This is a genomic window from Lentzea sp. NPDC092896, assembly GCF_044754905.1.
Classification (GTDB): Bacteria; Actinomycetota; Actinomycetes; order Mycobacteriales; family Pseudonocardiaceae; genus Lentzea.
In genome coordinates this window covers 84,374-110,837 of the sequence record NZ_JBIVPX010000007.1, presented here as the reverse complement: position 1 = coordinate 110,837, position 26,464 = coordinate 84,374, and the positions used below count along the sequence as shown (strand labels likewise).

The following is a 26,464-nucleotide window of genomic DNA, read 5'->3' as shown; positions in this document are numbered from 1 at the left end:
ACGGAGCCTGGTGTCCATGTTGATTGATGCACCCAAAGGGCTTAAAGACGTCGTCGTCACCACGACCCTGATCGGGGACGTGAACGGTGCCGCGGGCTACTACCACTACCGCGAGCACGACGCGATCGAACTGGCCAGGACGCGGTCGTTCGAGGACGTGTGGTTCCTCTTCACCGAGGGCAGGCTGCCGGACCCGGACGAGGCAGCGCTGTTCGCCCGCCAGACCGCCGAGCTGCGCCCTTTGCCCGCGGCGATCCGCGAGGTGCTGCCCGCCGTCGCGCGGTCGGGGTGCACGGCGCTGGCCGGGCTGCGGACCGCGTTGTCGATGCTGCCGGCGCAGCCGATGTGGGACGCGCCGATGAGCACCAGGAAGGCGGACGCGCTCAAGGTCAGCGCGATGACGCCGACGATCCTCGCGGCACTGCACCGGCTCAAGCTCGGACTTGATCCCGTCAACCCCAGGGTTGATTTGTCCACGTCGGCGAACTGGTTGTACATGTTGACCGGGCAGGAGCCGTCAACATGGGCGAGTCACGCCGTCGAGCAGTACCTGATCGCCACGATCGACCACGGCTTCAACGCGTCGACGTTCACCGCGCGCGTGGTCGCGTCGGCAGGAGCGGACGTCGTGTCGGCGGTGACGGCGGCGATCGGCACGTTCTCCGGGCCGCTGCATGGGGGCGCGCCGGACCGGGCGCTGGAGGCGCTCGACCTCATCGGGACGCCGGACAACATCGACGCCTGGGTGCGGGAGCGCATCGAACAGGGCGACCGGATCATGGGTTTCGGGCACGCCGTCTACAAGACCGAAGACCCGCGGGCGCGTCTGCTCAAGGAGATCGCGCTGGAGCAGCCCACGCGGCTCACGGAGTTCGCGGTCACCGTCGAGCGCAGGGTCACGGAGCTGCTGGCCGAACTCAAGCCCGGCCGGCAGCTGTACGCGAACGTGGAGTTCTACGCCGGCGTGGTGATGGAGCAGTGCGGCATCCCGCGAGAGATGTTCACGCCGACGTTCGCGTGCAGCCGGGTGATCGGGTGGTGTGCCAACGCGCTCGAACAGTCCGAGGACACGAAGATCATCCGCCCGGTCGCCCGCTACACGGGGCCGGAGCCCCAAATCATCGGACACTGAATCGGGCCCTGAATCAGGCGCTGAATCAGGTGAGGTACCGCAGGTCGTTGCGCACGCGGCTGCGGTCGCGGTCGTTGACGTCGGACGAGCCCGCCAGACCGGAGGTGCGGTCACGGTGCCTGTCGAGCCAGACGGAGAGTGCTGCTACTGCCAGGACGATCGCTGCAAGAGTCATGTCATAAATGTATGGTCGGCAATATCCAGCCAACAGTGGCAGATCTGACGCTGCGCGCTAATATCCTGCCATGCTGGCTTCGGTGGCGGTTCCTCTCATCGACGGCGTCGCGCCGTTCGAGTTCGGCCTGCTCTGCGAGGTGTTCGGCGTCGACCGGACCGAGGAGGGCGTGCCGCTGATCGACTTCCGGGTCTGCGGCGAGCTCCCGAACGAGCCGGTGCCGACGAACGTCCGGGGCGTGAGCATCACGCCGGAACACGGGTTCGACGCGCTGCAGAGCGTCGACCTCGTCGCACTGCCCGCCGCGCGCGTGCGCGACCAGTACCCAGAGAAGCTGGTCAAGGCGCTCCAGGAGACCGGCGCGACGCTGCTCAGCGTGTGCAGCGGGGCGTTCATCCTCGGCGCGGCCGGACTGCTCGACGACCGGAACTGCACGACGCACTGGCGCGAGGCGCGGCAGTTCCAGGAGCGGTTCCCGAAGGCCCGCATGGACCCGGACGTGCTGTTCGTGGACGACGGCGACATCATCACCAGCGCCGGCACGGCGGCGGGGATCGACGCCTGCCTGCACCTGGTCCGGCGGGAGCTGGGCACCAAGATCGCCAACATCATCGCGCGCCGGATGGTCGTGGCGCCGCAGCGCGACGGCGGTCAGCGGCAGTTCGTGGAGCTCCCGATCCCGGAGTGCAGCTCCGACAGCCTGGAGCCGGTGCTGGAGCAGGTGCTCGACACGATCGCCGACAACCACACGGTGGCCACGATGGCGAAGCTCGCCGTCATGTCCGAACGAACTTTCGCGCGCAGGTTCGCCGCGGAGACCGGCACCACCCCGAACAAGTGGCTGTCACTCCAACGGGTACTTCACGCGCGCAGGCTCCTCGAGGAGACCGACCTGGACGTCGACTCGGTCGCGACCAGGTCAGGCTTCGGGACAGCCGCTCTCCTCCGGCACCACTTCCACCGGGTCGTCGGCATCGCACCGAGCGACTACCGCCGCACATTCTCCTGTCGTTAGGCGCGTGAAGATCTTCTCGGAGATCTCCCGCAGCGCCGCCACCTCGGAGTCGTCGAGCAGGTCGAACACCAGCTTGTTGACCGTCTCGGCATGCGCGGGCGCCGCCTCCTCGATCGCCGACCGTCCCTGGTCCGTCAGCACGACGAACGACCCGCGCCCGTCACTGCGGCAGTTCTCCCTGCGCACCAGGCCGCGCTTCTCCATCCGTGCGACGTGATGAGAGATACGGCTCTTCTCCCAGTGCAAAAACCGTGCAAGCTCCAACACGCGCACGCGTTCATCAGGCGTGTCGGTGAGCTGCACCAGCACGGCGAAGTCAGCCATCGAGATGTCCGAGTCGACTGACATTTGCCTGCTCAGATGCGCATTGAGCTCCCCCTGCATGCGGACGTAGGCACGCCACGCCCGCTGCTGCTCAGGTTCCAACCATCGTGTCACTGGTTCAGCATACGGGAATAGTTGACACATCATCCACGTTCCGGCAGGGTGAGTGACACTTCAACCAAATCGAGCAACCGAAGGACTTGACACCATGACCACCGCCACCAACCTCTCCGAACTGACCGGCGACTACGTCATCGACGGCTCGCACTCCCGCATCGGCTTCGTCGCACGCCACGCGATGGTCACCAAGGTTCGCGGTGCGTTCAACGAGTTCGACGGCAAGATCTCCATCGACGGTGACAAGCCGGAGAACACCACCGCCGCGGTGACGCTGAAGGTCGCGAGCATCGACACCCGCAACGCGCAGCGCGACGGTCACCTGACCACCAACGACTTCCTCGACGTCGAGACCCACCCGGAGATCACGTTCGTCTCGACCTCCGCGAAGCAGATCGACGACGACAACTTCGAGATCACCGGTGACCTGACCATCAAGGGCATCACCAAGAGCATCGCGATCCCGTTCGCCTTCGAGGGCGTGGCCATCGACCCGTACGGCCAGACCCGCGTCGGCTTCGAGGGCTCGCACACCATCAACCGCAAGGACTACGGCGTGACCTGGAACGCCGCGCTCGAGACCGGCGGCGTGCTGGTGAGCGAGAAGGTCGTCCTCGAGTTCGAGATCTCCGCCGTCAAGCAGGCCTGACGACGGCCACCGGGCACGGGGCGTGGTAGATCAGGGCCTGCGAGGTAGATCCGAGCAGCATCCCGGCGAATCCACCACGCCCCCGGGACCCTACGACGAGCAGCCCGGCCCGTTGCCCCAGCTCCAGCAGCAACGGAATCGGCCGCTCCCCCACCACGAGTTGTTCCACCGCGACGTCCGGGTACTTCTCCTGCCACCCGGACATGCGCGCGTTCAGCAACGACGACTGCTCGTCGACATGCGCCATCGCCGCCACCAGCGGCACCCCGGACGCCGCCGCCTCCTCGAACCCGAAGCCGATGGCAGGGTCCGACCCTGGCGAGAGATCGACACCCACCACCACGGGCCCGTCGTGCTGGTTGCCTCGTACCACCACCACGGGACACTCACCGTGAATCGACAGCGCCACGGCCGTTGAGCCGATCAACGCTCCGGTGAACCCGCCCAGCCCGTGCGACCCCACCACCACCTCGCGTGCGCGTGCAGACTCCGCGATCAACACGGGCGTGGGGTGTTCCATGCGCAGGTCGTGCTCCACGGACACGTCAGGTGCTTCTGCCCGTGCGACGGCAACGGCCTGAGAAAGCCACATTCGCCCCTGGTCGTACATGGCCGACCGCAGGTCACGCGCCGATGAGATGACTTCGGGATACCCGCGCGTCGGCAACGTGTACGCGTGCACCAGCCGCAGCGGCGCACCGTGGTGCGCGCACGACCGAGCGGCCCACGCGACCGCGGCGAGCGCGGACGAGGAACCGTCGACTCCGACGACCACGGGAAGTCTGCTCATGATCCCAAAGTAGGCCCGATCGTCGCAGTGAGCCGCGTGCCGTTGGTCCCCTCATGGCAGGGTCTTTGGGCTACCGTGGCCCTCATGGCGACGCGTGTTTTCCTCGTCGACGACCACGAGATCGTCCGGCGTGGCATAGCGGACCTGCTCGGCGAGGAGTCCGATCTGGTCGTGGTCGGTGACGCCGCGTCGGTCACGGAGGCCCTGGCCAAGGTGCCGGGCGCCCAGGCCGACGTGGCGGTGCTCGACATCCGGCTCCCGGACGGCAACGGCATCGAACTGTGCCGCGAACTCCGCAGCCGGATCCCCGGCCTGCAGTGCCTGATGCTGACGAGCTTCGCGGACGACGAGGCCCTCTTCGACGCGATCATGGCCGGCGCCTCCGGCTTCGTGCTGAAGCAGATCCTGGGCGCGGACCTGGTCAACGCGGTCCGCACGGTCGCGGCGGGACAGTCCCTTCTGGACGCCCGCACGACTTCCGCGCTGCTCAACCGGATCCGCCGCGAACGCGAGGAGGGCGACCCGCTGCGCATGCTCAGCGAGCAGGAGCGCACGGTCCTCGACCTGATCGGCGAAGGCCTGACGAACCGGCAGATCGCCGAGCGCATGTTCCTGGCCGAGAAGACCGTCAAGAACTACGTCTCGCACCTGCTGGCGAAGCTCGGCATGCAGCGCCGCACGCAGGCCGCCGTCTTCGCGTCGCAGTTCCGCAAGGACGTCGAGAAGCCCCACTAGTTCAGCGGCACGCGCCACACCAGGCAGGCGCCGCCGCCCTCCGGCTCCCGCACCTCCAGCGACCCGCCGAACTTGGCCGCGCGGTGGGTGAGGTTGCGCAGCCCGCTGCGGGCGGCGTCGGCCGGAACGCCCACTCCGTTGTCCTGCACGGTGATCACGACGTCGTCGCCGGCGTCGATGAGCACCGTCAGTTCGGTCGCGGACGCGTGCCGGACGCAGTTCGTGACGGCCTCACGCACCACGGCTTCGACGTGCTCGGCGAGTTCGGGTGGCACGGAGTTGTCCACGGTGCCGGACATGCGGACGGACGGCTTGAGGTCCGTCGCCTCGGTGAGGCCCGCGACGAGGTCCAGGAGCCTGCGCCGCAACGAGGTGTTGTCCGTCGAGTGCAGGTCGAAGATGGACGTGCGGATCTCGCGGACCGTCTCGTCCAGCTGCTCGACGGCGGTCCGCAGGCGGGCGGCCACGTCGGGTTCGGTGATGCGGCGCATGGTGGCCTGCAGGGTGAGACCGGTGACGAACAGCCGCTGGATCACGTGGTCGTGCAGGTCGCGGGCGATGCGGTCGCGGTCCTCCAGGACGTCGAGCAGGCGTTGCGAACGTTGCTGCTCGGCGAACTCCAGCGCGACGGCGGCCTGGTCGGCGAAGGACGCCAGCATCGGCACCTGGTCGGGCAGGAACCGCGTCTCACCGCAGCGGCGCAGCACGACCAGGGCTCCGGTGACGCCCATCTCGGACCGCAACGGCACGGCGAGGGCAGGACCGAACGTCGTGCCGAGGTCGTCCACCAGCAGCGGGACGCCAGAGCGGATCACCTCGTCGACGGCGTAGTCGGAGGCGGTGAAGTTCTCGATCTTCACCCCCGCGCTCGCGGCGACGGACAGCGGCGTGTGGTCTCCGTCGCCGAGCACGACCAGGGCGGAGTCGGCGCCGGCGAGCTCGACGGTGCGCTGGGTGATCAGGCGCAGCGCGTACTCGCCGGACGCGCCGCCCAGCAGTTCGGAGTTGACCTCGCCGATCGCCTCGAGCCACCGCTCGCGCATGCGGGAGCGTTCGAACAGGCGGGCGTTCTCGATCGCGATGCCGGCCGCCGCGGCCAACGCCTGCAGCACGGCCTCGTCGTCGGCGGTGAACTCGGCGCCGTCGATCTTCTCGGTCATGTAGAGGTTGCCGAACACCTCGTCGCGCACGCGTACGGGCACGCCCAGGAAGCTGTGCATCGGCGGGTGGTTGGGCGGGAAGCCGACGGACATCTCGTGCCGCGCGAGGTCGCTCAGGCGCAGCGGCGTCGGGTCCTTGATGAGCAACCCGAGCAGGCCCTTGCCCTCGGGCAGGTGGCCCATGGACCCGCGCGTCACCTCGTCGATGCCGACGTGGAGGAACTCGGACAGGTCGTCGCGGGTGCCGAGCACGCCCAGCGCGCCGTAGCGGGCGCCCACGAGGTCGGCGGCGGCCTGGACGATGCGCAGCAGCGTCGGCTCGAGCTCCAGACCCGACGCGACGGCGAGCATGGCGCCGAGCAGTTCCTGCATCTGGTCGCGGGTGGTCACGATCTCGTCCATGCGGTCTCGCACCTCGTCGAGCAGCTCGTCGAGGTCGCGGCGACCAGGCACGTCAGGCACGCCGCCTAGATTCCCACATTTTCCGACGTCTCACGGCCCTAGCAAGAGAGGACCTTCGACCGTGGTCGATCTACGTCTCCGGCCGGAGAGTGAGCGCATGACCATCGCCCTGCCCGGCTCACTAGGACTCGTGGGTGAGGACGTGCGTGCCGTCCTGGCGCTCGCGAGGGCCTCGGTCTCCGGGGTGCGGTTCGAGGTGCGGCCCGAGCAGATCGAGCTGCACACCTCCACTCCGCACGGCCGGGAGACGCGCGTCGCCTGCGGGGTCGCGCTGCTCAACGTCCGGCTGGCGCTGCAGGGGCACGGCATCCGTCCACTGGTGACGTTGCTGCCGGGGCCGAGCGCGCACGACGCGGCCGCGGCCATCCGGCTCGGCGGGTACCAGGAGCCGAGTCCGGACGTGCTGGCGTTGCTGCACTCCCTGCGCACGAACCGTCGCGCGTGGACGGCGTTTCCCGAGCTGGCCTCCTGGCGCGGGCTGTTGTCGCGGGCGGCCGAGGTGGAACGGGCGTGGCTGCACGTGCGCAGCGGGACCGAGCTGGTGCTGTGCACGTTCAACCAGGGGGCGGCGGCGGAAATCCGTGCGGGACAGGCGATGCAGCGCGTGATCCTGACGGCGGGGACGATGGGGTTCGACGTCTCCCCCGCACTCGACCCGGTGGATCTGGCCGCGTTGCGCGCGGACCTTCGCCCGCTCCTCGGCAGCACGTTGGTGCCGCAGATGGTGCTGCGGCTGGGCGCGCGGTAGACGCGCCCAGCGGCACTTGATCAGGTCGTCAGGAACTTCGTCGGGTCGGCCACGGGTGACTCGACGACGAGGTCCTTGTACTCGTCCTCGATGCCCTTGTTGTGGATCTGGACGGCCAGCGGGGCTTCGCGGCCCGCGGGTTCCTTCTTGTCCTCGAACTTCAGCACCTCCTGCGCCTTGCACTTCGCCGCGCCGTCGGGCAGCGGGCAGCACGCCATGCGCGCGATTCCGGTGTCACCGTCGGCGAGGATCTCGCACTGCGCCCACTTCTTCACGTCCCAGCTCGGGTGCGGGTACTTCGTGAACAGCTTGCCGCCGCCGTTGTTGTGGCCTGGGCGGTAGTCCCACGCGCCACCGTTGGGCGGCTGGAACTGGATGGCCCCCAGGCCGTTCAGGGCAGGGGTCGCGATCTTGCCCCAGATCAGCACGGTCGGCTTGTGGTCGCCGGAGACCTGGCGGAGCTTGAAGATCCAGCGGAAGCTCTTGTACTGCTGCTTGTTGTAGTAGATCCAGCCGCGCGAGGCGTTCTTCTGGCTGTGGATCGCGCCGTTCTTGACGACGAACGCGTCCTTGGCGTGCATGGTCCAGCCGTCGAGCGTCTTCCCGTCGAAAACGGGTACCAGCACGGGATCCGCGGCCTGCGCCGGCGTCGTGCCGGCCACCAGTGCCGGCACGAACGCAGCGACTATCCACAATGGATGACGAAACATTTGCCACCGTCCTCGGCTCCGAGGGATTTCGGCAGCGACGGTGACCCCACCGTAGAACCGAGTCATCGGAGGAGTCAACGGAAACGCGTGTTTCTGAAAACGGACGAACTACCGGACCAGCACCGCCTTCCAGAGCAGCCGCGCCAGTTCCGGATGACAGATGTCGTTGTGCGCACCGGCGATTCCGTCGATGCGGCGGATCACCGACGTGCAGTCGACGTTGTGCACCTGCCCGCGCTGCAGCTCGCCGGGAGATCCGATGTTGTGACCGTGGGCGTAGGTGCCCTGCACGCCGTGCGAACCGAGGCCGCCGTACTTCGGGTACTCGTCCAGGTCGACCTGGCGGCCCGACCGCGCGGCCAGCGGGTAGAACCTGCCGATGGCGTAGTCGTTCGACGACGTGGTGACGATGATCGGCCCGGGCACGCGCCCGAGCACGCCGCGGAAGTAGCCGGAGCCGGGTTCGCCGGGCAGCCGTTCGGCGAACGACCACAGCGACATCGCGCCCTGCACCAGGGTCAGCGTCGCGGCGGGCACCACGTTCGCCATGGCGGTCGCGGTGATGCAGCCGAAGCTGTGGCCCATCAGGTGGACGCGCGCGTTCGGGGCGGCCTGGGCGACCTCGCGGGCGATCCTCGCGGCGCCGCTCTCGCCGAACACCTTGGCCCGGCGCTTCATCTTCCAGAACGTCAGGATCCGCAGCGGTGACAGGATCCCGCCCAGCGCCGGATCCTCCAGGCACGCCCGGTAGAGCTGCTCGGCGTCGAACGCCATCCCGTCCTCGCCCGGCAGGTCCGGAACCGAGCTCTCCAGGTAGTCGTAGGCCTGCTTGACCGCGCCCGACATGCGGCACGGGTGTTGCCGCGCGGCCTCGACGATCGTGCGCACCGCGGCCGCACGTCCGGCACCGCCGCCGAGACGCTGGGCCTGGGCCTTGATGAACTCGTCCGACCGCACGTCCTCGTCGCCCCACGCCTTCGACGGCCAGTGCAGGCCGACGAGCAGTGACTTGAACCCGCCCGGAAGCCCATGCGCCGCTTCACGTTCGGCGCGGCAGTCGGCCATCGTCGCGACCCACCGCCCGTACTGTTCGCGGGCGGCCGGCACGTCGCCGTTCCACCCGTGGATGAAGAAGAAGACGTCGGTGACACCGCGGCGGGCGTCGTACAGGACGTCCGCGCTGTCGCGCCCCCGCTCGTTACCGGTCTCGTCGAAGCAGACGAGGTGATAGCTGATGTCGTGACCTGGCACGGATTCTCGGGACATCGCGGATCACCACCACACAAAACGCGCCCAACTGTTGTCCGTTTAATCGGAACTGAGGCGGCTCATGTTTACCCCCGCTGATCAGGAAAACCCGTTCGGACCAGGGGATTCACCCCGATTGCGCCGGTAGTGGCGGGCCGCGCGAACCCTGTTGCCGCACGACGGCGAGCACCATTCACGGCGCGGATGGTCCTTCACGAAGTACAGCACGCAGCCCGGCGCATAACAGGCGCGCAACAGAAGCCGCTCCTCGCCGGTGAACAGCTCCACGGCCTCCGCGGCGATCGACGCTCGCTCACGATCCGCGAGCGAGCCCTCACTTTCGTTGAGCCGCAACAGTTCCCCGTCGCGCACGGTCAGCTGCGGCCACCGCTGCGCACTGCGCGCCGCACGGTTGACCTCACCCACGGCCCGTTCGAGGTCACGATCCTGCGCGACCGGACGCGTGTCCTCGGTGAGCACGCCCGCGAGGTCCCGAAGCGCCTGCCGCAACGCGCGGAACGCCGTCAGGTCGGCCTGATCCGCCGGCACGCCCAGAAAATCGCGGAGCCCACCGACAGTCGTCAGGTCGTCGTGCACCTGCGACCGATTGGCCCAGACGGTGTTCATCAGCAGGACCGGACGGGGTTCGTCGGGGGTCAGCACGTCTAACGGTAACACAGGCTTGCATCCGTTAGAATCTTGTTCTAACGTTTGCAGCGTCGCCCAACCGTTGGAAGGACCGTCGTGAAACTCGTCCCCCCGTTCGACGCCGAGACCGCCCGGCTCAAGGTGCAGGCGGCCCAGGACGCCTGGAACACGAAGGACCCGCAACGCGTCGCCGGTGCCTACACGCCGGATTCGTTGTGGCGCAACAGGTCTGACTTCGTCCGGGGCACCGACGAGATCGTCGCGTTCCTGACGAAGAAGTGGGAGCGCGAGCACGAGTACGTGCTGCGCAAGTCGCTGTGGGCGTTCGGCGACGACCGCATCGCCGTGCGCTTCCAGTACGAGTGGCACGACGACGAGGGCCAGTGGTGGCGCAGCTACGGCAACGAGAACTGGGAGTTCGCCGAGTCGGGCCTGATGTCGCGGCGCGAGGCGAGCATCAACGACGTGAAGATCGCCGAAGCCGACCGCCGCATCGACCCGAACTCGACCTACGAGATCCCGCAGGAGTGAGGAACGTGCACGTCAAGGCGCTGTGGCGCTACCCGGTGAAGTCCATGGGCGGCGAAGAACTGGACCAGGCCACGTTCACGGAGGACGGCGTGGAGGGCGACCGGCTGGTGCACGTGCAGGGGCCGCGCGGCGTTCTGACCGGGCGCACGCGGTACGGACTGCTCACCATCCCGGCCTCCACCGGCCCGGACGGCCCGTTGGTCGACGGACACCCGTGGGACAGCTGGCAGGCTCACGAGAAGGTGCTGCCGTTCGGCGGCAGGCTGACCCGCTACTCCGGCCCGGAGCGCTTCGACGTGCTCAACGTCCTCGTGGCCACGGACGGCCAGGTCGAGGCCGCGGGTGTCGACGTGCGGCGGCTGCGGCCCAACATCCTCATCGGCGGCGTCGAGGCCGGTGAGGAGGACGGCTGGCCGGGGCACGCGCTGGTGGCCGGCGACGTGGTGATCGGGATGTACCAGAAGCGCGCCCGGTGCGTGGTCACGACGATCGACCCCGACACCGGCGCGCAGGACCTCGACGTGCACCGGCGCATCCGCCACGAGTTCGGCGGCGTGCTGTGCCTGGACAGCTGGGTGATCCGGCCGGGCGTGGTCAACGTCGGCGACACCGTCGAGCTGGTGCCGACCGACGAGCTCCCCGGCCACATCGGCGGGTGGATCGTCGGCCGGCCCTACGCGGTCTAGTCCGAGCGGATGATGCGGATCGAGTCGATGGTGCAGTAGTCGCACCCGGTGTGCAGCAGCGACGAGAACGACTTGTCGAACCGGGTGCCGTGCTGGTCGCGGAACGAGATCTCGCCGTAGTTCACCCCGCTGTTGAACCACGTGACGCCGGTGAGGCGGACGCTGAGCGTGGTGCCGGACTGCGGGTTCTCCCCGGCGTAGCAGTACTTGTCGGTCTGCGAGTTGTTGCGGAAGAACTGCACGAAGTCGACCGACCTGTCGCACTCCTCCTGGCTGATCACACGATGGGTGGCCGAGGCCGGCGCGGCCACCCCGGCGACCAGTGTCAGTGCCGCACCGAACGCGGCCAGCATCGAACGCATTCTCATTCGAGTCCCCCAGGACTGTTGACGGAACGAGCCGTGCCGCACAGTAGCCCGTTCCGTCAGCGCACTCAGATGTTGCGCCGGTACTGCCCACCCACCTCGAAGAACGCCTCGGTGATCTGGCCGAGCGTGCACACGCGGGCGGCGTCCATCAGCACGGCGAACACGTTCTCGTTCGTCTGCGCCACTTCACGCAGGCGGGCCAGCGCCTTCTGGGCCTCGTCGCGGTGCGCCGCCTGGTAGGCACGGGTGCGGTCGACCTGCGACTCCTTCTCCTCCTCGGTGGCGCGCGCGAGCTCGATCTTCACGACCTCGCGCGTGCCGTCCTCCGGCAGGAAGGTGTTGACGCCGATCAACGGCAGCGAGCCGTCGTGCTTGCGCTGTTCGTAGAGCATCGACTCGTCCTGGATGCGGCCGCGCTGGTAGCCGGTCTCCATCGCGCCGAGCACGCCGCCGCGTTCGGAGATGCGGTCGAACTCCAGCAGCACGGCCTCTTCGACGAGGTCGGTCAGCTCGTCGATGACGAACGAGCCCTGCAGCGGGTTCTCGTTCGCGGAGAGGCCCCACTCCTTGTTGATGATCATCTGGATGGCCATCGCGCGGCGGACGGACGACTCGGTGGGAGTGGTGATCGCCTCGTCGTAGGCGTTGGTGTGCAAGGAGTTGCAGTTGTCGTACAGCGCGCACAACGCCTGCAGCGTCGTGCGGATGTCGTTGAAGTCCATCTCCTGCGCGTGCAGCGAACGGCCGGACGTCTGCACGTGGTACTTGAACTTCTGCGAACGCTCCGCGGCGCCGTAGCGATCGCGCATGGCCACGGCCCAGATCCGCCGGGCCACGCGGCCGATGACGCTGTACTCCGCGTCCATGCCGTTGGAGAAGAAGAACGACAGGTTCGGCGCGAAGTCGTCGATGTTCATTCCGCGCGCCAGGTACGACTCGACGTAGGTGAAGCCGTTGGCGAGCGTGAAAGCCAGCTGCGAGATGGGGTTCGCCCCGGCCTCGGCGATGTGGTAGCCGGAGATCGACACCGAGTAGAAGTTGCGGACCTGCTGCTGGATGAACCACTCCTGGATGTCCGCCATCATGCGCAGCGAGAACTCCGTGGAGAAGATGCAGGTGTTCTGGCCCTGGTCCTCCTTGAGGATGTCGGCCTGAACGGTGCCGCGGACGTTGGCCAGCGCGGAGGCCCTGACCTTCGCGTACTCCTCCGCGTTCGGCTCACGGCCTTCCGCGTCCCTGAACTTGCCGACCTCCTGGTCGATCACGGTGTTCAGGAAGTAGGCGAGGATCGTCGGCGCCGGGCCGTTGATCGTCATCGACACGGACGTCGTCGGTGCCACGAGGTCGAAGCCGTCGTACAGGGCCTTCATGTCGTCGAGCGACGCGATCGAGACGCCGGAGGTGCCGATCTTGCCGTAGACGTCCGGCGGGGTGTCGGGGTCGCGGCCGTAGAGCGTCACCGAGTCGAACGCCGTCGACAGGCGCGTGGCCGGGTTGCCCTTCGACAGGTACTTGAAGCGGCGGTTGGTGCGGAACGCGTCGCCCTCGCCCGCGAACATGCGGGCCGGGTCCTCGCCCTCGCGCTTGAACGGGAATACCCCGGCCGTGTACGGGAAGAAGCCCGGCAGGTTCTCCTTGCGCAGGAACCGCAGCAGCGAGCCCTCGTCGTCGTAGCGCGGCAGGCTGACCCGGCGGACCTGGTTGCCGGACAACGTCTCCCGCGTCAGCCTGGTGTGGATCTCCTTGTCCCGCACCTTGAACACGAGCTCGTCGCCGGAGTACTGCTCCACCGTCGCCGGCCACGCCTGGAGCAGGTCCGCGGTGTCGCGGTCGACCTTGCGCTCGGCGGCGTCGGCGAGCTCGGCGATGTCCGTGACGCCCTTGCCGGCGGACTCCAAGGCCTTCTGCGCGGCGGAGAGCTGGATGTGCGTGCGCACCGCACCGACCTGTTCGTCGGTCTTGCGGTGGTAGCCGCGCACGGTGTCCGCGATGTCGGACAGGTAGCGGGCGCGAGAGGCGGGCACGACCGTGGACGCCGAAGTCGACGTCTTGCCGTTGACCGTCGTGAGAGAGCCTTCCTCCACGGCAAGACCGTGCTCCACCAGTCCGTCACGCAGGAACTGGTAGAGCGCCGTCACGCCGTCGTCGTTGAACGTCGCGGCGGACGTGCCGTAGACCGGCATCTCCTCCCACTTGACGCCGAACGCCTCGCGGTTGCGCACCATCTGCCGTGCGACGTCACGGCGTGCGTCCTCGGCACCGCGGCGCTCGAACTTGTTGATCGCCACGGCGTCCGCGTAGTCGAGCATGTCGATCTTCTCGAGCTGGGACGCGGCACCGAACTCCGGCGTCATCACGTACAGCGAGAAGTCGACGAACGGCACGATGGCCGCGTCGCCCTGACCGATACCGGGCGTCTCGACGATGACCAGGTCCGCACCGGACGCCTTGCACGCCACGATGGCCTGCTCCAGGCCGTCCGGGATCTCGCTGCCCGCACGGCGTGTGGCCAGCGAACGGAAGAACACGCGGTCGCCGTCGAGGCAGTTCATCCGGATGCGGTCGCCGAGCAGGGCGCCACCACCACGGCGGCGCGTCGGGTCGACGGCGAGCACGGCGATGCGCAGCTTGTCCTGCTGGTCGAGCCGGAAGCGGCGCACGAGCTCGTCGGTGAGCGACGACTTGCCGGAGCCACCGGTGCCGGTGATGCCGAGAACCGGCACTTTGCGGGTGGTCTCGACGCCTTCGGCCGTGCCGGCCTCGATGTGCGTGATCGCGCGCGCCAGGGCCTCGTCCGCCCCCGTCAGCAGCGCGTCGTGGCTGAACGGCTCGGTGAGCGCGTGGTCGCACTCCTCGATCATCAGGTTGATCATCCGCGCGAGGCCGAGCGTCTGCCCGTCCTGCGGCGAGAAGATCCGCGCGACCCCGCGCGAGTGCAGCAGCTCGATCTCCTCGGGGACGATGACGCCGCCACCGCCGCCGTAGACCCTGATGTGCCCGGCGCCGCGTTCGCGCAGGAGTTCGACCAGGTAGGAGAAGTACTCGACGTGCCCGCCCTGGTACGCGCTGATGGCGATGCCCTGCGCGTCCTCCTGGATCGCCGCGTTGACGACCTCCACCACCGACCGGTTGTGCCCGAGGTGGATGACCTCCGCACCCTGCGCCTGCAGGATCCTCCGCATGATGTTGATAGCCGCGTCGTGGCCGTCGAACAGGCTGGACGCGGTCACAAAGCGCACCGGGTTCGCCGGCTTGTGCAGAGTGGTCGCCATGAGAATAGTTTGACTTCCTACTATTGGACGTGCAACTGAGCGTGGTCCAGGTCTCTGTATCGAGCAGGAAACCGACATGATCCAGGCATCTGCCACAGGTTCGCTCGCGGAGCACTTCGCCCAGGTAGCGTGCGCGGCATGGCCGACGTGGACGACTACTTCGCCTCGCTCGACGCCCCGATGCGGGCCGCGTTCGAACGGGTCAGGGCGCTCGCGGAGGAGTTGGCGCCGGGCGCGGAGCAGGGCCTGAGCTACGGCCTGGCCGCGCTGCGGTACAAGGGCAAGCCGCTGCTCGGCTTCAAGGCGGCCAAGGACCACCTGGCCGTGTTCCCGTTCAGCCCGGCCGCTGTGGACGTGGTGCGGGAGCGGCTGACCGGCTACTCGCTGTCGAAGGGCACGATCCGGTTCACGACGGACATGCCGCTGCCCGACGACGTGGTGCGCGACCTGATCCGGCAGCGCCTGGGCGAGATCGGCTAGCGAGCGGTCGCGCCCCATTCGTGGGCCAGCGCGGCCGCTTCGCCACGGGAGCCGACGCCCAGCTTCTCCAGGATCTTCGCCACGTGGAACTTCACCGTGGACTCGCTGATGTGCAGGTCACCGGCGATGTCGCGGTTGCGGCGGCCGCGGGCGAGCTGACCCAGCACCTCCAGTTCCCGCGCGCCCAGCACGGTCAGCGGGTCCTCGCGGGGAGACTCCGGCGGCCCGAGCGGCACCTCGATCGTCACCGTCGAGCCCCAGCCCGGCACCGCGTCGACCTCCACCACGCCGCCGATCGGCCCGAGCCGTTCGGCGACCCGGCGGGTGTCGAGGCTGCCGCAGGACAGGGTGCCGGGGCCGTCGTCCCGGACGGTCGCGCGCAGCACCGCCCCGACGATCTTCCAGCCGATGTGGATCCGGCTCACGCCCCGCTGGTCGTCCAGCATCGCGTGCACGGAGGACCGGACGACAGCGGCGGCCGTGGAGGCGATGTCGGTCGGCAGGACGCGGTCCGCCCCCTCCTCCGCACCGGGCGTGCCCAGGTCCAGCCGCACGTCCCGGCCGCGCAGGACCCGGCGCAGCGACTCGGCGAGCCGTTCGAAGGCGTCACCGGCCCGTTCCTCGGTCTGCGCCCGGTCGAGGTCGGCACGCGCCCGCAGTTCGACCAGCGCGGTCACGGCCAGGTCGACGGCACGCGCACGAGCGGGCGCGTCGTCCACGTCGCGGTCACGCAGCACGCCGAGCAACGCGGTCAACGCGGCCCCGTACGCGTCACCCAGGTCGGAGATGGCCACAGCACGCGCCGCGGCGGCCGCGCGCGACACGGCGAGCGTCGCGGGCACCGCCTCGTTGCGCAGGGCCTCCATGTGCGCCGTCACGACGTCCCACAGCGCGTTGGCCGACGCCAGCACCACCTCGGACACCGGGGTCTCGTCGGTGCGCAGCAGCACCAGCAGCGCGCTCGGCGCGGAGAAGGCGCTGACGAGCACCACCACCGGGATCTCGACGCCGGCCAGGACCGCACGGCCCTGCCACGCTCCCCTGTCCCCCACCAGCGATCGCAACGCCGCGATGTCGGCGATCGTGACCGACGGCCCCGGTGACTCGCCGCGGAACTTGAACGGCGCGAACGAGCAGTTGGACAGCTCCGAGATCGCCCGGTGGGGAATGGCCTCGGCGAACGCCGCCGACAGCTGCGACAGCGTCTCGCTCAACGGCGCCTGGATCACCTGGGCGGCCTTCGACAGGTCCATGGATTCCAGGGTAGTCCGCCCAGGCAGGTGCCCGGCTGGTCTTTCGACTAGGCGGGACTAGCCGAAGTACGGGGGCGGACAGCTCACCACAGCGCTAGTGTTGACATGTCAACCAAACGACGAGGCCCTGGAGTCAGACATGAAGGCGATCACCTACACCACGTTCGGCGGCCCGGAAGTGCTGAACCTGAGCGACGTCGAGGAGCCGCACGCCGGACCGGGACAGGTGCGGCTGAAGGTCGTCGCCGCGGCCGTCAACCCGCTGGACTCCAAGATCCGCAACGGCTGGATGCCCCCGGAGATGACGCCTCCCTTCCCCGTCACTCCCGGCCTGGAGGCCGCCGGGGTCGTCGACGAGGTCGGCGAGGGCGTCACCGGTGTCTCCGTGGGCGACGAGGTTCTGGGCTGGGCCAGTGGCGCCTACGCCGAGTACGCCGTGGCCGGCGACTTCGCCCCCAAGCCCGCGAACCTCGACTGGGACACCGCCGCCGCGTTGCCCGTGGCCGTCGAGACCTCGGTCCGCGTGCTCGACCTCCTGAAGGTCGAGGCGGGCGACACCGTGCTCCTGCACGGGGCGGCCGGTGTCGTCGGCGCGGTCGCGGTCCAGCTCGCGGTGGCTCGCGGCGCCACGGTCATCGGCACGGCCTCGCCGCGCAACCACGACTACCTGCGGTCCCTCGGCGCCGTCCCGGTCGCCTACGGGGACGGGCTCGGCGACCGCGTCCGCGCCGCCGCGCCGAACGGGGTCGACGCGGTGTTCGACGCCGCCGGTCAGGGCGACCTGCCGTTGTCGATCGAGCTGCGCGGCGGAACCGACCGAATCGTCACGATCGCCGATCCCGCGGCCGCCGAGCACGGCGTCACGTTCTCCGGCGGTGGTGGCCCGTTCGGCGCCCGGCTCGCCGAGTACGCCCAGCAGGTCGCCGACGGCAAGCTCACCGTGCGGGTCGCGCAGAGCCTGCCGCTGGCCGACGCGGGCAAGGCGCAGGAGCTGAGCGCGACCGGTCACGCGGAGGGCAAGGTCCTGCTGCGCCCGTGAGGTAATGATTGACCCATGACTCAACGTGTCGCGGTGACCGGAGGAAGCGGCAAGCTCGGGCGCGCCGTCGTGGCCGACCTGCTGGACCACGGCTGGGAGGTCCACAACCTCGACCAGGCCGCTCCCCCGGTTCCCCAAGGCGAGTTCACCCGCGTCGACCTCACCGACTACGGCCAGGTCGTGGAGGCGATCAGCGGGATCGACGACAGGTACGCCGGGCTGGACGCCGTGGTGCACCTGGCGGCGATCCCCGGTCCGGGCGTGGCACCCAACGCGCGCACGTTCCACAACAACGTGACAAGCACGTACAACGTGTTCGCCGCCGCACGGCTCGCGGGCGTGCGCAACGTCGTGTGGGCGTCCAGCGAGACGGTGCTCGGCCTGCCGTTCGACACTCCCCCGCCGTACATCCCGGTCGACGAGGAGTACGCGGGACGCCCGGAGACGTCGTACTCGCTGGGCAAGCTGGTGGACGAGACTCTCGCCCAGCAGTTCTGCCGCTGGGAGCCGTCGATGAAGATCATCGGGTTGCGGTTCTCGAACGTCATGGAGCCGCACGACTACGAGCGCTTCCCGTTCGACGCCGACCCGTTCGCGCGCAAGTGGAACCTCTGGTCCTACATCGACGCACGCGACGGTGCGCAGGCTGTGCGCAAAGCGCTGGCCCACGACGCCCCGGGTTTCGACGTGTTCATCATCGCGAACGCCGACACGTGCATGACGACGCCGAACGACGAGTTGGTCGCACAGATCTATCCCGGCGTGCCGCTCAAGCGAAAGTTTGGTCCGCACGAGACTCTGCTGTCGATTGAGAAGGCACGACGGGTGCTGGGGTTCGAGCCGGCGCACACCTGGCGGTCGTGACCGTCCTCGCGAGCGAGGCCAGCTCGTCCGCCGCCCGCGCCCTGGGACCGCACTGCCTCAGGTGGTGCAGGGCGCGGGCGAGCAGCAGTTCGGCCTGCTGCTCGCACCACTTCCGGCCGCCGTCGACGGTCATGCCGGAGCTGATCGCCGCCGCCACCGGGAGCGTGCGACGGCCGGAGTCCGGGGCCAGCACGTCGTCCACGTGCCTGCGCGCCAGGCCGATGTCGTCACCGAACTCCCTGAGGTGCCCTGCCTGGCTCGCGGTCGCACCGGCGGCCAGCGCGCCGAGCTCACAGGCCGCCGCGGTGAGCGAACTGCTCTTGGCCGCCGCCACTCCCAGATGCTCGGCCATGTCCACGTCGTCGCGTTCGTCCATCTCCATCTCCTGGACGTAACCGTCCACAACGGACATCAGCGCGACGTTGAGGATCAGCACTCCTGGCTTGGTGAGCCGTGCGCACGCCAGCGAGAGAAGCGCGTCGGCCGCCGACACGACCCTGTCCGCACCGAACACCTCCCGCGCACCCGTGCGTGCCATCAGGTCCGCGTGCAGTTGTTCGTGCAGGTGCGCGAACTCCAGCGCGAGGGCGACCAGGGCCACGTCCACGTCACCGAAGGCCTCGGCGGAGAGCAGCACGAGCGCGGCCGTCGAGAAGTCCTGCCGGGCGAGGCCGAACTCGACCACCTCGCGCGTTTCGTCCGGAAGTTCCGCCAGCGCGGCCCGCAGCAACGGCCCGACCGCGGCGCGGGTGCGCTCCAGCACGTCCTGCGGTGGCGCGGCCACGTCGATGCTCGTCATGCGCTTTCCTCTCAAACCCCGGGAAAGCGACGCTAAACCCGCTGATCAGACAATCAGGCCCGATAGCCACTGACGTGTCGAACAGAGGCACGATCCGGCGAGCCGGACTACGTTGATGTTGACGGGTTGTCGTCACCATCACCCGACCGTGATCGTCTTTTTCCTGAGGGGCTGACCATGCGCTACACCAAGCTCGCCGGCATGGACGTGTCCGAGATCTGTCTCGGCATGATGAGCTACGGAGATCCGAACCGCGGCGGCCATCCCTGGTCGCTGCCGGAAGAGGACTCCCGGCCGTTCATCAAGGCCGCGCTCGACGCCGGCATCAACTTCTTCGACACCGCGAACGTGTACTCGGCCGGTTCGTCGGAGGAGATCACCGGGGCCGCGCTGCGCGACTTCGCCCGGCGCGAGGAGATCGTGCTGGCCACCAAGGTGAACGGCCGCATGCACGACGGCGTGAACGGCGCGGGACTGTCCCGCAAGGCCATCTTCGCCGAGATCGACAACTCGCTGCGCCGCCTCGGCACGGACTACGTGGACCTGTACCAGATCCACCGCTTCGACTCGACCGTTCCACTGGAAGAGACGCTGGAGGCGCTGCACGACGTCGTGAAGTCGGGCAAGGCGCGCTACATCGGTGCGTCGTCCATGTACGCGTGGCAGTTCGCCAAGGCGTTGTTCACGCAACGGGAGAACGGCTGGACGCGGTTCGTGTCGATGCAGAACCACTACAACCTCATGTACCGCGAGGAGGAGCGCGAGATGCTCCCGTTCTGCGCGGACCAGGGCATCGCCGTGATCCCGTGGAGCCCGCTGGCCCGCGGCCGGCTGGTCCGCGACTGGGACGCGACGACCGCGCGCACCGAGACCGACGAGTTCGGGTCCACTCTGTACCTGGAGTCGGACCGTGCGATCGTCGAGCAGGTCGCCGCTGTCGCCTCGGCTCGTGGCGTGTCACGGGCGCAGGTCGCGCTGGCCTGGTTGCGGCGCAATCCCGTTGTCACGGCACCGATCGTCGGCGTCACCAAGCCCGCGCAGCTCGACGACGCGGTGGCGGCGCTGGACTTCGAGCTGACCGACGACGAGGTGAGGCAACTGGAGTCGGGCTACCAGCCGCACCGCATCGCCGGGCACTCCTGATTCCGCGAACGCGGATATACACTCCGATTCGTGCCGAACTTGCGGATCAGCGAGGCCGCCGCGCTGCTCGGGGTCAGTGACGACACCCTGCGCCGGTGGATAGATCAGGGACGCCTTGCGTCCGTCGTGCTCGACAACGGGCGCAAGGGCGTCAGCGGCACGGAGCTCGCCGCGTTCGCCCAGAAGATGACCGACGTGGCCGAGCCCGGCGTGACCGTGGCGGCCTCGGCGCGCAACCGCATGAAGGGCATCGTCACCCGTGTCGTCAAGGACGGCGTGATGGCCCAGGTCGACATGCAGGCCGGGCCCTTCCGCGTCACGTCTCTGATGAGCCGTGAGTCAGCGGACGAGCTCGGCCTGGAGGTCGGCAGCGTCGCGGTGGCCTCGATCAAGTCGACGCACGTCGTCGTCGAGATCCCCGAAGCCTGAGCGGTTTTAGACGAAGGCGCTCTCGCCGGTGATCGCCTTGCCGACGATCAGCGTGTTCATCTCGCGGGTGCCCTCGAAGGAGTAGATCGCCTCGGCGTCGGCGAAGAAGCGCGCCACGTCGTAGCCGAGCACGATGCCGTTGCCGCCGAAGATCTCCCGCGACCAGGCGACGACCTCGCGCATGCGGGAGGTGACGAACGCCTTCGCGAGCGACGAGTGCTCGTCCTGGAAGATGCCCGCGTCCTGCAGCTTCGCGAGCTGCACGAGCATGCCCCACGACGCGGTGATGTTGCCGAGCGACTGCACCAGCTTGTCCTGCACCATCTGGAAACGCGCGATCGGGCGGCCGAACTGCTCGCGTTCCTTCGAGTACGCGAGGGCGAGTTCGTAGGCGGCGACCATCACGCCGAGCGCCTGCCAGGCGACGCCGCCGCGGGTGGCGCGCAGGATCTCCGCGACGTCGCGGAACGAGTCGATGCGCTGCAACCGGTCGGATTCCGGCACGCGGACGTCGGTCAGGGTGATCTCGGCGTTCTCCACGATCCGGAACGCGATCTTGCCCTCGATCTTCTCGGCGACGAAGCCGGGCGTGCCCTTCTCCACGACGAAACCCTTGACCTGGTTGTCGTCGAGGTCGCGGGCCCACACGATCACGTAGTCGGCGAAGGTGGCGTTGCCGATCCACTTCTTGGCACCGTTCAACACCCACGTGTCGCCGTCGCGCTTCGCGGTGGTGCGCATGCCACCAGCCACGTCGGAGCCGCCGAGCGGTTCGGTCATCGCGAACGCGCCGATCTTGTCCATCGCGGCCATGGCGGGCAGCCAGCGGTCGCGCTGCTCCTGCGAACCGCCCGCGTAGATCGAGTACATCGCGAGTCCGTTGTGGACGCCGAAGAACGTGGCGACCGACGCGTCCGTGCGGGTCATCTCCATCGCCAGCATGCCGGTGAGCAGGTTGCTGACTGCGGCCGGGTGCTCGCCGTAGCCCTCGTACGACAACGCGGTGAGGCCGGCGCCGCGGAACTTGCCGATCAGCTCGTGCGGGAACTCGCCCTTGGCCCAGTACTCGTTCACCAGCGGCTTGATCTCGGTGGTCATGAACTCGCGGGCGCTCAGCAGGATCTTGCGCTCCTCGTCGCTCAGCAGCGCCTCGTAGTTGTAGAAGTCGGCGGTCAGCTGGTCTTCCAGGCGGTTCATCAGTTCTCCTCCAATGCCGTGAGCACGGCGAGCTGCTTGCGGTCGCGCGTCTCGGCGAGCGCCGAGTACGTGGAGGAGCCGTAAGCGTCTTCGACGGCCTTGATCAGCCGTTCTGGATCTTGCGACGGGGTGCCGAGTGCCAAGCCCTGCATGGACTTGCCGATGTGCGTGGCGAGGTGCCGGTAGCCGCCGGGGCCGCCACCGAGGTGGGCGCCGAGGAACGGGCCGACGGTCGCCCAGCGCAGGCCGAGCGAGTTCGTGACGACGGCGTCCAGGTCCGCCGGCGTGACGACGCCCTGTTCGACCAGGTAGGCGGCTTCGCGGGAGAGCGCGGCCTGCAGGCGGTTGCCGACGAAGCCGGGGATCTCCTTGCGCTCGACGACAGGGGTGCGGCCGAGCGAGCGGTAGAACTCCACGGCTTTCGCAATGGACTCCTCGCTCGTCTGCTTGCCGGGCACGACCTCGACCAGCGGGATCACGTGCGGCGGGTTGAACGGGTGTCCGATCAGGACGCGCGATCCGTCGATGCCCTCGGTGAACGCGCTGGACGGGATCGCGGACGACGAACTGAGCAGCAGTGCGTGCTCAGGGGCCTCCCTGACGAGCTCGGCGAACAGGTTCTTCTTGAACTCGAGGTTCTCCGGCCCGTTCTCCTGCACGAAGTCCGCATCTCGCACGGCTTCCGCGACGGTCGAGGCGATCCGCACGCCGTCCGGGACGACGTCCGCGAGGTCAGGACGAGGGTCGACGATCCGCACGGTCAGGCCGTGCTCCACGAACAGGCGGGCCCAGGAAAGGCCGATCACCCCTGCTCCGACGACTGCGACGGTGGTCATGCTTCCTCCAAGTAGTTGTGAACCGGCTTGGCGGGAGCGAGCGTCAGGTCGGTGATGACGTGGCTGGCGGACACGACCTCCAGCACCGGGAGGTCGGCGAGCGGCGCGAGGACGTGCTGGAACAGCTGCAGGCGCGCGGGACCGGTGTACGCGGCCTTGACCACGACGTCGGTGATCTCCGTGCGCACGAGCTCCTGCACCCGCAACGAACCGTCATAGTCAGGGATGGTCTTCAGCATGAAGGTTGGAACCGTGATCTCCGCCTCAGCCTGACGACGGTCCAGTTCGAACTGCTTGTAGCCCATCGTGGCCGTGGCCACCCGGACGGTTCCGTAGTCCAGGGTGCCGACGAGCGCGCCGTTGTCGGCGTAGAGCCTCGGCGACCCCATGACCTTCGGGTAGGCGCTGACCTCGCGGCCGGACGCGGTGGCGGCGAAGCTGTCGAGGTACATCGCGTGCAGGTACTCGCCGCGTTCGCCGTCGAAGACGACCGGGATCGCCTGGCCGGCCTCGGTGTACGGGCCGTAGCCGGTGACGTCGTTCATCTTCATGACCTCGAACCGGACGAGCGGCTCGTCGATCTCCAGCGGCGCGGGAACGACGGCCCGCAGCGCCTCCGGATCGGTCCGGTAGACGATGTTCAGGTACTCGCGGTCGAAGAACCGTGGCTGCACGGCCGGAAAAGCCGGTGCGGTGAGAGGCGTGATTCCCAGCATGTCAGCGTCCTGTCCACTGTGGAGTGCGACGCTCGGCGAACGCGGTCATGCCCTCGCGGACGTCGGCCGTGGCCATCAGCTTCGCGCTCTCGGCGCGTTGCGCGGCCCAGGGGTCCTGGGAGCGCACGACGTTCTTGACGGCGGCGAGCGCCAGCGGGGCGTTCAGGGCGATCTGCTCCGCCAGCTGCAACGCGATCGCGGCGGCCTCGCCGTTCGGCACGACCCTGTTGGCGATGCCCAGCGTGCCGGCCCGGACGCCGTCGATCGGCTCGCCGGTCAGCAGGATCTCCATGGCCAGGTGGTGCGGGATCCGTTGCGGCAGGCGGACGACTCCCCCGGCGGCGGCGATCAGGCCGCGCTTCACCTCGGGCAGCCCGAACCTCGCGTCCTGCGCGGCGACGATCAGGTCGCACGCCAGCGCCATCTCGAACCCGCCTCCCAGCGCGAACCCCTCGACCGCGGCGATCAGCGGCTTGCTGAGCTCGGCCTCGGTGAGACCGCCGAGGCCGCGGTCACCGACCACCGGCGACTCGCCCTTCAGCGCGGCCTTGAGGTCCATGCCGGCGCTGAACGAGCCACCCGCTCCGGTGAGCACGCCCACGCGCAGTTCCGGCGTGGCCTCCAGCTCGTCCAGCGCGGCGGAGAGCTGCGTCGCGACGGCCGCGTTCACGGCGTTGCGAGCCTCCGGCCGGTCGATCGTGATCAGCAAAGCCGAACCGACGCGTTCGGTGCGCACGACAGTCATGCCAGCTCCTTCAACACTTCTGTGGTGTCCTGCCCCGGCAGCGGAGCGAGACGGCGGACGGTGGCGGGGGTGGCGGAGAACCGGACGGGGATGCCGATCGACCGGATCTCGCCCTCGCTCGGGTGCTGCACGACGTCGAGGAGGTGACCGTCGCGGACATAGGGGTCCTCGTGCGCCTTGTCGAGCTCCAGCACCGGTCCGAACGGGATGCTGTGCTTCGCGCACACCTCCGCCCAGTCCTCACTGGACAGTGCGGGCGCGCACTCGTCGACCAGGCCCATCAGGTCGTCGCTGTCGCCGGGATCGATCCGCTCACCGGCGACGCGCGGGTCCTCGACCAGGTCGGGACGTCCGGCGGCGGCGAAGAAGTCGCGGAAGTTCTGCGGGTTGTACGGGACGACGCAGGCGAGGCCGTCCTTGGTGTGCACGGCGTGGTGACCCTTGGCCATCGACAGGTTGAAGCCCGTCGGACCCTCCTCCGGCACGAACGCGTGGCCCGCGAGGTGCTCCACCAGGTTGAACGCGATCATCGTGTCCGCCATGGGGATCTCGACCTGCTGGCCCTCACCGGTCGAGTTCCGGTGCACCAGCGCGGCGAGCACGCTGTAGGCGATGGTCAGCGACGACACCTTGTCGCCGATGATCGTCGGCAGGTAGACGGGCCGCCCGATGGCGCGGTTCGCGATGTCGACCAGGCCGGACGCGCCCTGGATCGTCTCGTCGTAGGCGGCGACGCCGGCGCGGTCGGAGTCGCCGCGGAAGCCCTGGGCGTGGGCGTAGACCAGGCCGGGGTTGCGCTCGGCGACGTCGGCGTAGTTCAGGCCGAGCCTGCTCAGCGCGCCGGGACGCATGTTGGTGATCAGCACGTCGGCCGTGTCGATCAGCTTGAGGGCGGTCTCGCGGTCGTTCTCGTCCTTGAGGTTGAGGGCGACGCTGCGCTTGTTCCGGTTGACGTTGAGGCTCAACGGGGTCATGCCCGGCGTGGTGCGGTAGCGGCCGTTGCGGACGGTGTCCACAGGCGACTCGATCTTGATCACGTCGGCGCCGAGGTCTCCGAGGATCTGGGCCGCGTACGGGCCCATGACCACGGTCGAGAGGTCGATCACCCGCACGCCGTCCAGCGGACCGGCGGTGATGTCCTTCATCGTTCGTCCTTTCGCACCTGTTCGTTCTTGCACCACCGAAGTTAGTGACGAACCGCGAGAAAGGGAACGATCATGTCGCGAACAATGGCATGACCACAGCGGTCACACCATTGTTCATTTGATTATCGGCTCCACGAAGACTTCTTTCGCGACCGCGACGAGTTCCTCGATGTCGCCGCCGTCGCCTCGGTCGCGCCGCCACAGCAGCCCGGTGTCGAGCTGCGCGCGGAAGTCCTCGAACGGCAGGACAGCCATGTTCTCCAGGCGATATCCGCGCATCGAGCTGTCCTCGTCGAGCATCGAGACCGAGAACCCGAGCCCACCGGACACGATCTCCGAGGTGCCCTGGTAGCCGGTGTTGCTCAGCTGGATGCGCTTCTTGATGCCCAGCTCGTGCAATTGCCGGTCGAGCTGCTCGAAATACGCGGGCATTATTTCCTCCGGCGACTTCGCGTACGCCAGATCGGCGAGATCGGCCAGTTTGACCGATTCACGGCCTTCGAACCGGTCGGCGGGCACCACCGCGCCGAGCCGTTCCGACATCACGTGCAGCGTGTCGAGGGAGGCCTCCTGCACGGGCAGCCGGGCCAGCGTGAGCGCGAGCCTGCCGTCCTTCACCGCCGCGACGAGGTCGGTGGTCGTCCCCGGCCACCGCTTGACCTCGAACCGCCCGGCGACCCGTTCCGCGAGCAGGGTCAGCCGCTCCCGCAACGCCGGGTGGAGTCCGGCGGGCACACCGACGAACACCGTCGACCTGGTGGGTGCCGTGGCCTGGTCGAGGCGCCACCGGATCGACCCGACGCGGTCGAGCACGTCCCGCGCGATCGGCAGCAGGGCGGCGCCGGCGTCCGTCAGCGCCACGTGGTGGGTGCTGCGGTCGAACAGCTGCCGCCCCAGCTCGTGTTCGAGGTCCTTGACGCGCTGGCTCAGCGGCGACGCGGCCATGTGCAGCTTCCGCGCGGCGGCCGAGAAGTTCAGCTCCTCGGCGACCGCCACGAAGTACCTGAGATGCAGCAGTTCCACCTGCCCCAGACTAGGCCGTTCGGGT

Annotated in this window: 29 protein-coding genes; 12 read left to right on the top strand and 17 right to left on the bottom strand. The window is 68.7% G+C overall.

Annotated features, from left to right (window positions below; translation table 11 throughout):
* Positions 1-16 precede the first annotated feature (16 nt).
* A complete protein-coding gene (locus tag ACIQF0_RS30875) occupies positions 17-1,132 on the top strand; it encodes a citrate/2-methylcitrate synthase (RefSeq protein ID WP_401035153.1) in 1,116 nt (371 codons plus the stop codon).
* A gap of 25 nt (positions 1,133-1,157) precedes the next feature.
* Here ACIQF0_RS30875 and ACIQF0_RS30870 read toward each other — a convergent pair whose 3' ends face one another.
* The gene (locus ACIQF0_RS30870) at positions 1,158-1,307 is read right to left on the bottom strand and encodes a hypothetical protein (RefSeq protein ID WP_360034840.1); all 150 of its coding nucleotides are present in this window, start codon (positions 1,305-1,307) and stop codon (positions 1,158-1,160) included.
* 70 nt (positions 1,308-1,377) lie between these two features.
* On the opposite strand from ACIQF0_RS30870, the gene ACIQF0_RS30865 reads away from it, so the two are divergent.
* Positions 1,378-2,322, top strand: coding sequence for a helix-turn-helix domain-containing protein (locus tag ACIQF0_RS30865; RefSeq protein WP_401035150.1), 945 nt, complete (start codon positions 1,378-1,380; stop codon positions 2,320-2,322).
* Here ACIQF0_RS30865 and ACIQF0_RS30860 read toward each other — a convergent pair.
* Positions 2,227-2,760, bottom strand: coding sequence for a MarR family winged helix-turn-helix transcriptional regulator (locus ACIQF0_RS30860; RefSeq protein WP_401035147.1), 534 nt, complete (start codon positions 2,758-2,760; stop codon positions 2,227-2,229). The two genes, ACIQF0_RS30865 and ACIQF0_RS30860, sit on opposite strands and share 96 nt — an antisense overlap.
* A gap of 94 nt (positions 2,761-2,854) precedes the next feature.
* Here ACIQF0_RS30860 and ACIQF0_RS30855 point away from each other — a divergent pair, with 94 nt between their 5' ends.
* Entirely contained in the window at positions 2,855-3,412 is a 558-nt protein-coding gene (locus ACIQF0_RS30855; RefSeq protein WP_401035145.1) for a YceI family protein, read from the top strand.
* Here the strand turns inward: ACIQF0_RS30855 and ACIQF0_RS30850 are convergent.
* On the bottom strand, positions 3,399-4,202 hold the full coding sequence (locus ACIQF0_RS30850) for a universal stress protein (protein ID WP_401035143.1): 804 nt from the start codon (positions 4,200-4,202) through the stop codon (positions 3,399-3,401). The genes ACIQF0_RS30855 and ACIQF0_RS30850 overlap by 14 nt on opposite strands.
* Positions 4,203-4,286: 84 nt before the next feature.
* Here ACIQF0_RS30850 and ACIQF0_RS30845 point away from each other — a divergent pair, with 84 nt between their 5' ends.
* Positions 4,287-4,937 (top strand): response regulator transcription factor, encoded by a 651-nt coding sequence (locus ACIQF0_RS30845; protein ID WP_360034855.1) that lies wholly within the window; start codon positions 4,287-4,289, stop codon positions 4,935-4,937.
* On the opposite strand, the gene ACIQF0_RS30840 is transcribed toward ACIQF0_RS30845, so the two are convergent.
* A complete protein-coding gene (locus ACIQF0_RS30840) occupies positions 4,934-6,499 on the bottom strand; it encodes a GAF domain-containing protein (RefSeq protein WP_401035913.1) in 1,566 nt (521 codons plus the stop codon). The genes ACIQF0_RS30845 and ACIQF0_RS30840 overlap by 4 nt on opposite strands.
* Positions 6,500-6,656: 157 nt before the next feature.
* Here ACIQF0_RS30840 and ACIQF0_RS30835 point away from each other — a divergent pair, with 157 nt between their 5' ends.
* The gene (locus ACIQF0_RS30835; protein ID WP_401035140.1) at positions 6,657-7,307 is read left to right on the top strand and encodes a hypothetical protein; all 651 of its coding nucleotides are present in this window, start codon (positions 6,657-6,659) and stop codon (positions 7,305-7,307) included.
* 20 nt (positions 7,308-7,327) lie between these two features.
* Here ACIQF0_RS30835 and ACIQF0_RS30830 read toward each other — a convergent pair whose 3' ends face one another.
* The 3 genes from ACIQF0_RS30830 to ACIQF0_RS30820 form a co-directional block, all read right to left on the bottom strand.
* Positions 7,328-8,002: a family 16 glycoside hydrolase gene (locus ACIQF0_RS30830; RefSeq protein ID WP_401035137.1), complete on the bottom strand. Its 675-nt coding sequence runs from the start codon at positions 8,000-8,002 to the stop codon at positions 7,328-7,330.
* A gap of 123 nt (positions 8,003-8,125) precedes the next feature.
* Complete coding sequence (locus tag ACIQF0_RS30825) at positions 8,126-9,283, bottom strand: hypothetical protein (protein WP_401035134.1); 1,158 nt, start codon at positions 9,281-9,283, stop codon at positions 8,126-8,128.
* Between the two features lie 81 nt (positions 9,284-9,364).
* Positions 9,365-9,928: a CGNR zinc finger domain-containing protein gene (locus ACIQF0_RS30820; protein WP_401035131.1), complete on the bottom strand. Its 564-nt coding sequence runs from the start codon at positions 9,926-9,928 to the stop codon at positions 9,365-9,367.
* Between the two features lie 81 nt (positions 9,929-10,009).
* On the opposite strand from ACIQF0_RS30820, the gene ACIQF0_RS30815 reads away from it, so the two are divergent.
* Positions 10,010-10,444, top strand: a complete 435-nt coding sequence (locus ACIQF0_RS30815) for a nuclear transport factor 2 family protein (RefSeq protein WP_401035130.1) — start codon at positions 10,010-10,012, stop codon at positions 10,442-10,444.
* Positions 10,441-11,130 (top strand): MOSC domain-containing protein, encoded by a 690-nt coding sequence (locus ACIQF0_RS30810; protein ID WP_401035127.1) that lies wholly within the window; start codon positions 10,441-10,443, stop codon positions 11,128-11,130. The genes ACIQF0_RS30815 and ACIQF0_RS30810 overlap by 4 nt, the downstream gene beginning before the upstream one ends.
* Here ACIQF0_RS30810 and ACIQF0_RS30805 read toward each other — a convergent pair.
* Together ACIQF0_RS30805 and icmF are read right to left on the bottom strand one after the other, a co-directional pair.
* Positions 11,127-11,498, bottom strand: a complete 372-nt coding sequence (locus ACIQF0_RS30805; protein ID WP_401035125.1) for a hypothetical protein — start codon at positions 11,496-11,498, stop codon at positions 11,127-11,129. The two genes, ACIQF0_RS30810 and ACIQF0_RS30805, sit on opposite strands and share 4 nt — an antisense overlap.
* A 65-nt stretch (positions 11,499-11,563) precedes the next feature.
* On the bottom strand, positions 11,564-14,770 hold the full coding sequence (gene icmF, locus ACIQF0_RS30800) for a fused isobutyryl-CoA mutase/GTPase IcmF (protein ID WP_401035123.1): 3,207 nt from the start codon (positions 14,768-14,770) through the stop codon (positions 11,564-11,566).
* Between the two features lie 138 nt (positions 14,771-14,908).
* Here icmF and ACIQF0_RS30795 point away from each other — a divergent pair, with 138 nt between their 5' ends.
* Entirely contained in the window at positions 14,909-15,250 is a 342-nt protein-coding gene (locus ACIQF0_RS30795) for a DUF1801 domain-containing protein (protein WP_360034878.1), read from the top strand.
* Here ACIQF0_RS30795 and ACIQF0_RS30790 read toward each other — a convergent pair.
* On the bottom strand, positions 15,247-16,503 hold the full coding sequence (locus ACIQF0_RS30790; protein ID WP_401035119.1) for a LuxR C-terminal-related transcriptional regulator: 1,257 nt from the start codon (positions 16,501-16,503) through the stop codon (positions 15,247-15,249). The two genes, ACIQF0_RS30795 and ACIQF0_RS30790, sit on opposite strands and share 4 nt — an antisense overlap.
* Before the next feature lie 139 nt (positions 16,504-16,642).
* Here ACIQF0_RS30790 and ACIQF0_RS30785 point away from each other — a divergent pair, with 139 nt between their 5' ends.
* Together ACIQF0_RS30785 and ACIQF0_RS30780 are read left to right on the top strand one after the other, a co-directional pair.
* Positions 16,643-17,542, top strand: coding sequence for an NADP-dependent oxidoreductase (locus ACIQF0_RS30785; RefSeq protein ID WP_401035117.1), 900 nt, complete (start codon positions 16,643-16,645; stop codon positions 17,540-17,542).
* 15 nt (positions 17,543-17,557) lie between these two features.
* Positions 17,558-18,406 (top strand): NAD-dependent epimerase/dehydratase family protein, encoded by an 849-nt coding sequence (locus ACIQF0_RS30780; RefSeq protein WP_401035114.1) that lies wholly within the window; start codon positions 17,558-17,560, stop codon positions 18,404-18,406.
* Here ACIQF0_RS30780 and ACIQF0_RS30775 read toward each other — a convergent pair.
* The gene (locus ACIQF0_RS30775; protein ID WP_401035111.1) at positions 18,312-19,205 is read right to left on the bottom strand and encodes a polyprenyl synthetase family protein; all 894 of its coding nucleotides are present in this window, start codon (positions 19,203-19,205) and stop codon (positions 18,312-18,314) included. The genes ACIQF0_RS30780 and ACIQF0_RS30775 overlap by 95 nt on opposite strands.
* 177 nt (positions 19,206-19,382) lie before the next feature.
* Between ACIQF0_RS30775 and ACIQF0_RS30770 the strand changes: the two genes are divergently transcribed.
* Both ACIQF0_RS30770 and ACIQF0_RS30765 read left to right on the top strand, forming a co-directional pair.
* Positions 19,383-20,348 (top strand): aldo/keto reductase, encoded by a 966-nt coding sequence (locus ACIQF0_RS30770; protein ID WP_401035108.1) that lies wholly within the window; start codon positions 19,383-19,385, stop codon positions 20,346-20,348.
* A 30-nt stretch (positions 20,349-20,378) separates the two neighbouring features.
* Complete coding sequence (locus ACIQF0_RS30765; protein ID WP_401035106.1) at positions 20,379-20,777, top strand: molybdopterin-binding protein; 399 nt, start codon at positions 20,379-20,381, stop codon at positions 20,775-20,777.
* Between the two features lie 6 nt (positions 20,778-20,783).
* Here ACIQF0_RS30765 and ACIQF0_RS30760 read toward each other — a convergent pair whose 3' ends face one another.
* The 6 genes from ACIQF0_RS30760 to ACIQF0_RS30735 form a co-directional block, all read right to left on the bottom strand.
* Positions 20,784-21,974, bottom strand: coding sequence for an acyl-CoA dehydrogenase family protein (locus ACIQF0_RS30760; protein WP_401035104.1), 1,191 nt, complete (start codon positions 21,972-21,974; stop codon positions 20,784-20,786).
* On the bottom strand, positions 21,974-22,810 hold the full coding sequence (locus tag ACIQF0_RS30755; protein WP_401035101.1) for a 3-hydroxyacyl-CoA dehydrogenase NAD-binding domain-containing protein: 837 nt from the start codon (positions 22,808-22,810) through the stop codon (positions 21,974-21,976). Before ACIQF0_RS30755 ends, ACIQF0_RS30760 begins: the two co-directional genes overlap by 1 nt.
* Positions 22,807-23,526, bottom strand: a complete 720-nt coding sequence (locus ACIQF0_RS30750; RefSeq protein WP_360034902.1) for an acetoacetate decarboxylase — start codon at positions 23,524-23,526, stop codon at positions 22,807-22,809. Before ACIQF0_RS30750 ends, ACIQF0_RS30755 begins: the two co-directional genes overlap by 4 nt.
* Before the next feature lies 1 nt (position 23,527).
* On the bottom strand, positions 23,528-24,271 hold the full coding sequence (locus ACIQF0_RS30745; protein ID WP_401035098.1) for a crotonase/enoyl-CoA hydratase family protein: 744 nt from the start codon (positions 24,269-24,271) through the stop codon (positions 23,528-23,530).
* Positions 24,268-25,416: a CaiB/BaiF CoA transferase family protein gene (locus ACIQF0_RS30740; protein WP_401035095.1), complete on the bottom strand. Its 1,149-nt coding sequence runs from the start codon at positions 25,414-25,416 to the stop codon at positions 24,268-24,270. Before ACIQF0_RS30740 ends, ACIQF0_RS30745 begins: the two co-directional genes overlap by 4 nt.
* Positions 25,417-25,530: 114 nt before the next feature.
* Entirely contained in the window at positions 25,531-26,439 is a 909-nt protein-coding gene (locus tag ACIQF0_RS30735) for a LysR family transcriptional regulator (protein WP_401035092.1), read from the bottom strand.
* Between the last annotated feature and the right edge of the window lie 25 nt (positions 26,440-26,464).

Coding starts and splice junctions, on each gene's coding strand:
- ACIQF0_RS30875 (WP_401035153.1), top strand. CDS start 17: ATGTTGATTGATGCACCCAAAGGGCTTAAAGACGTCGTCGTCACCACG.
- ACIQF0_RS30870 (WP_360034840.1), bottom strand. CDS start 1,307: ATGACTCTTGCAGCGATCGTCCTGGCAGTAGCAGCACTCTCCGTCTGG.
- ACIQF0_RS30865 (WP_401035150.1), top strand. CDS start 1,378: ATGCTGGCTTCGGTGGCGGTTCCTCTCATCGACGGCGTCGCGCCGTTC.
- ACIQF0_RS30855 (WP_401035145.1), top strand. CDS start 2,855: ATGACCACCGCCACCAACCTCTCCGAACTGACCGGCGACTACGTCATC.
- ACIQF0_RS30850 (WP_401035143.1), bottom strand. CDS start 4,202: ATGAGCAGACTTCCCGTGGTCGTCGGAGTCGACGGTTCCTCGTCCGCG.
- ACIQF0_RS30845 (WP_360034855.1), top strand. CDS start 4,287: ATGGCGACGCGTGTTTTCCTCGTCGACGACCACGAGATCGTCCGGCGT.
- ACIQF0_RS30840 (WP_401035913.1), bottom strand. CDS start 6,499: ATGGACGAGATCGTGACCACCCGCGACCAGATGCAGGAACTGCTCGGC.
- ACIQF0_RS30835 (WP_401035140.1), top strand. CDS start 6,657: ATGACCATCGCCCTGCCCGGCTCACTAGGACTCGTGGGTGAGGACGTG.
- ACIQF0_RS30825 (WP_401035134.1), bottom strand. CDS start 9,283: ATGTCCCGAGAATCCGTGCCAGGTCACGACATCAGCTATCACCTCGTC.
- ACIQF0_RS30805 (WP_401035125.1), bottom strand. CDS start 11,498: ATGAGAATGCGTTCGATGCTGGCCGCGTTCGGTGCGGCACTGACACTG.
- icmF (WP_401035123.1), bottom strand. CDS start 14,770: ATGGCGACCACTCTGCACAAGCCGGCGAACCCGGTGCGCTTTGTGACC.
- ACIQF0_RS30795 (WP_360034878.1), top strand. CDS start 14,909: ATGGCCGACGTGGACGACTACTTCGCCTCGCTCGACGCCCCGATGCGG.
- ACIQF0_RS30790 (WP_401035119.1), bottom strand. CDS start 16,503: ATGGACCTGTCGAAGGCCGCCCAGGTGATCCAGGCGCCGTTGAGCGAG.
- ACIQF0_RS30785 (WP_401035117.1), top strand. CDS start 16,643: ATGAAGGCGATCACCTACACCACGTTCGGCGGCCCGGAAGTGCTGAAC.
- ACIQF0_RS30780 (WP_401035114.1), top strand. CDS start 17,558: ATGACTCAACGTGTCGCGGTGACCGGAGGAAGCGGCAAGCTCGGGCGC.
- ACIQF0_RS30775 (WP_401035111.1), bottom strand. CDS start 19,205: ATGACGAGCATCGACGTGGCCGCGCCACCGCAGGACGTGCTGGAGCGC.
- ACIQF0_RS30770 (WP_401035108.1), top strand. CDS start 19,383: ATGCGCTACACCAAGCTCGCCGGCATGGACGTGTCCGAGATCTGTCTC.
- ACIQF0_RS30760 (WP_401035104.1), bottom strand. CDS start 21,974: ATGAACCGCCTGGAAGACCAGCTGACCGCCGACTTCTACAACTACGAG.
- ACIQF0_RS30755 (WP_401035101.1), bottom strand. CDS start 22,810: ATGACCACCGTCGCAGTCGTCGGAGCAGGGGTGATCGGCCTTTCCTGG.
- ACIQF0_RS30750 (WP_360034902.1), bottom strand. CDS start 23,526: ATGCTGGGAATCACGCCTCTCACCGCACCGGCTTTTCCGGCCGTGCAG.
- ACIQF0_RS30745 (WP_401035098.1), bottom strand. CDS start 24,271: ATGACTGTCGTGCGCACCGAACGCGTCGGTTCGGCTTTGCTGATCACG.
- ACIQF0_RS30740 (WP_401035095.1), bottom strand. CDS start 25,416: ATGAAGGACATCACCGCCGGTCCGCTGGACGGCGTGCGGGTGATCGAC.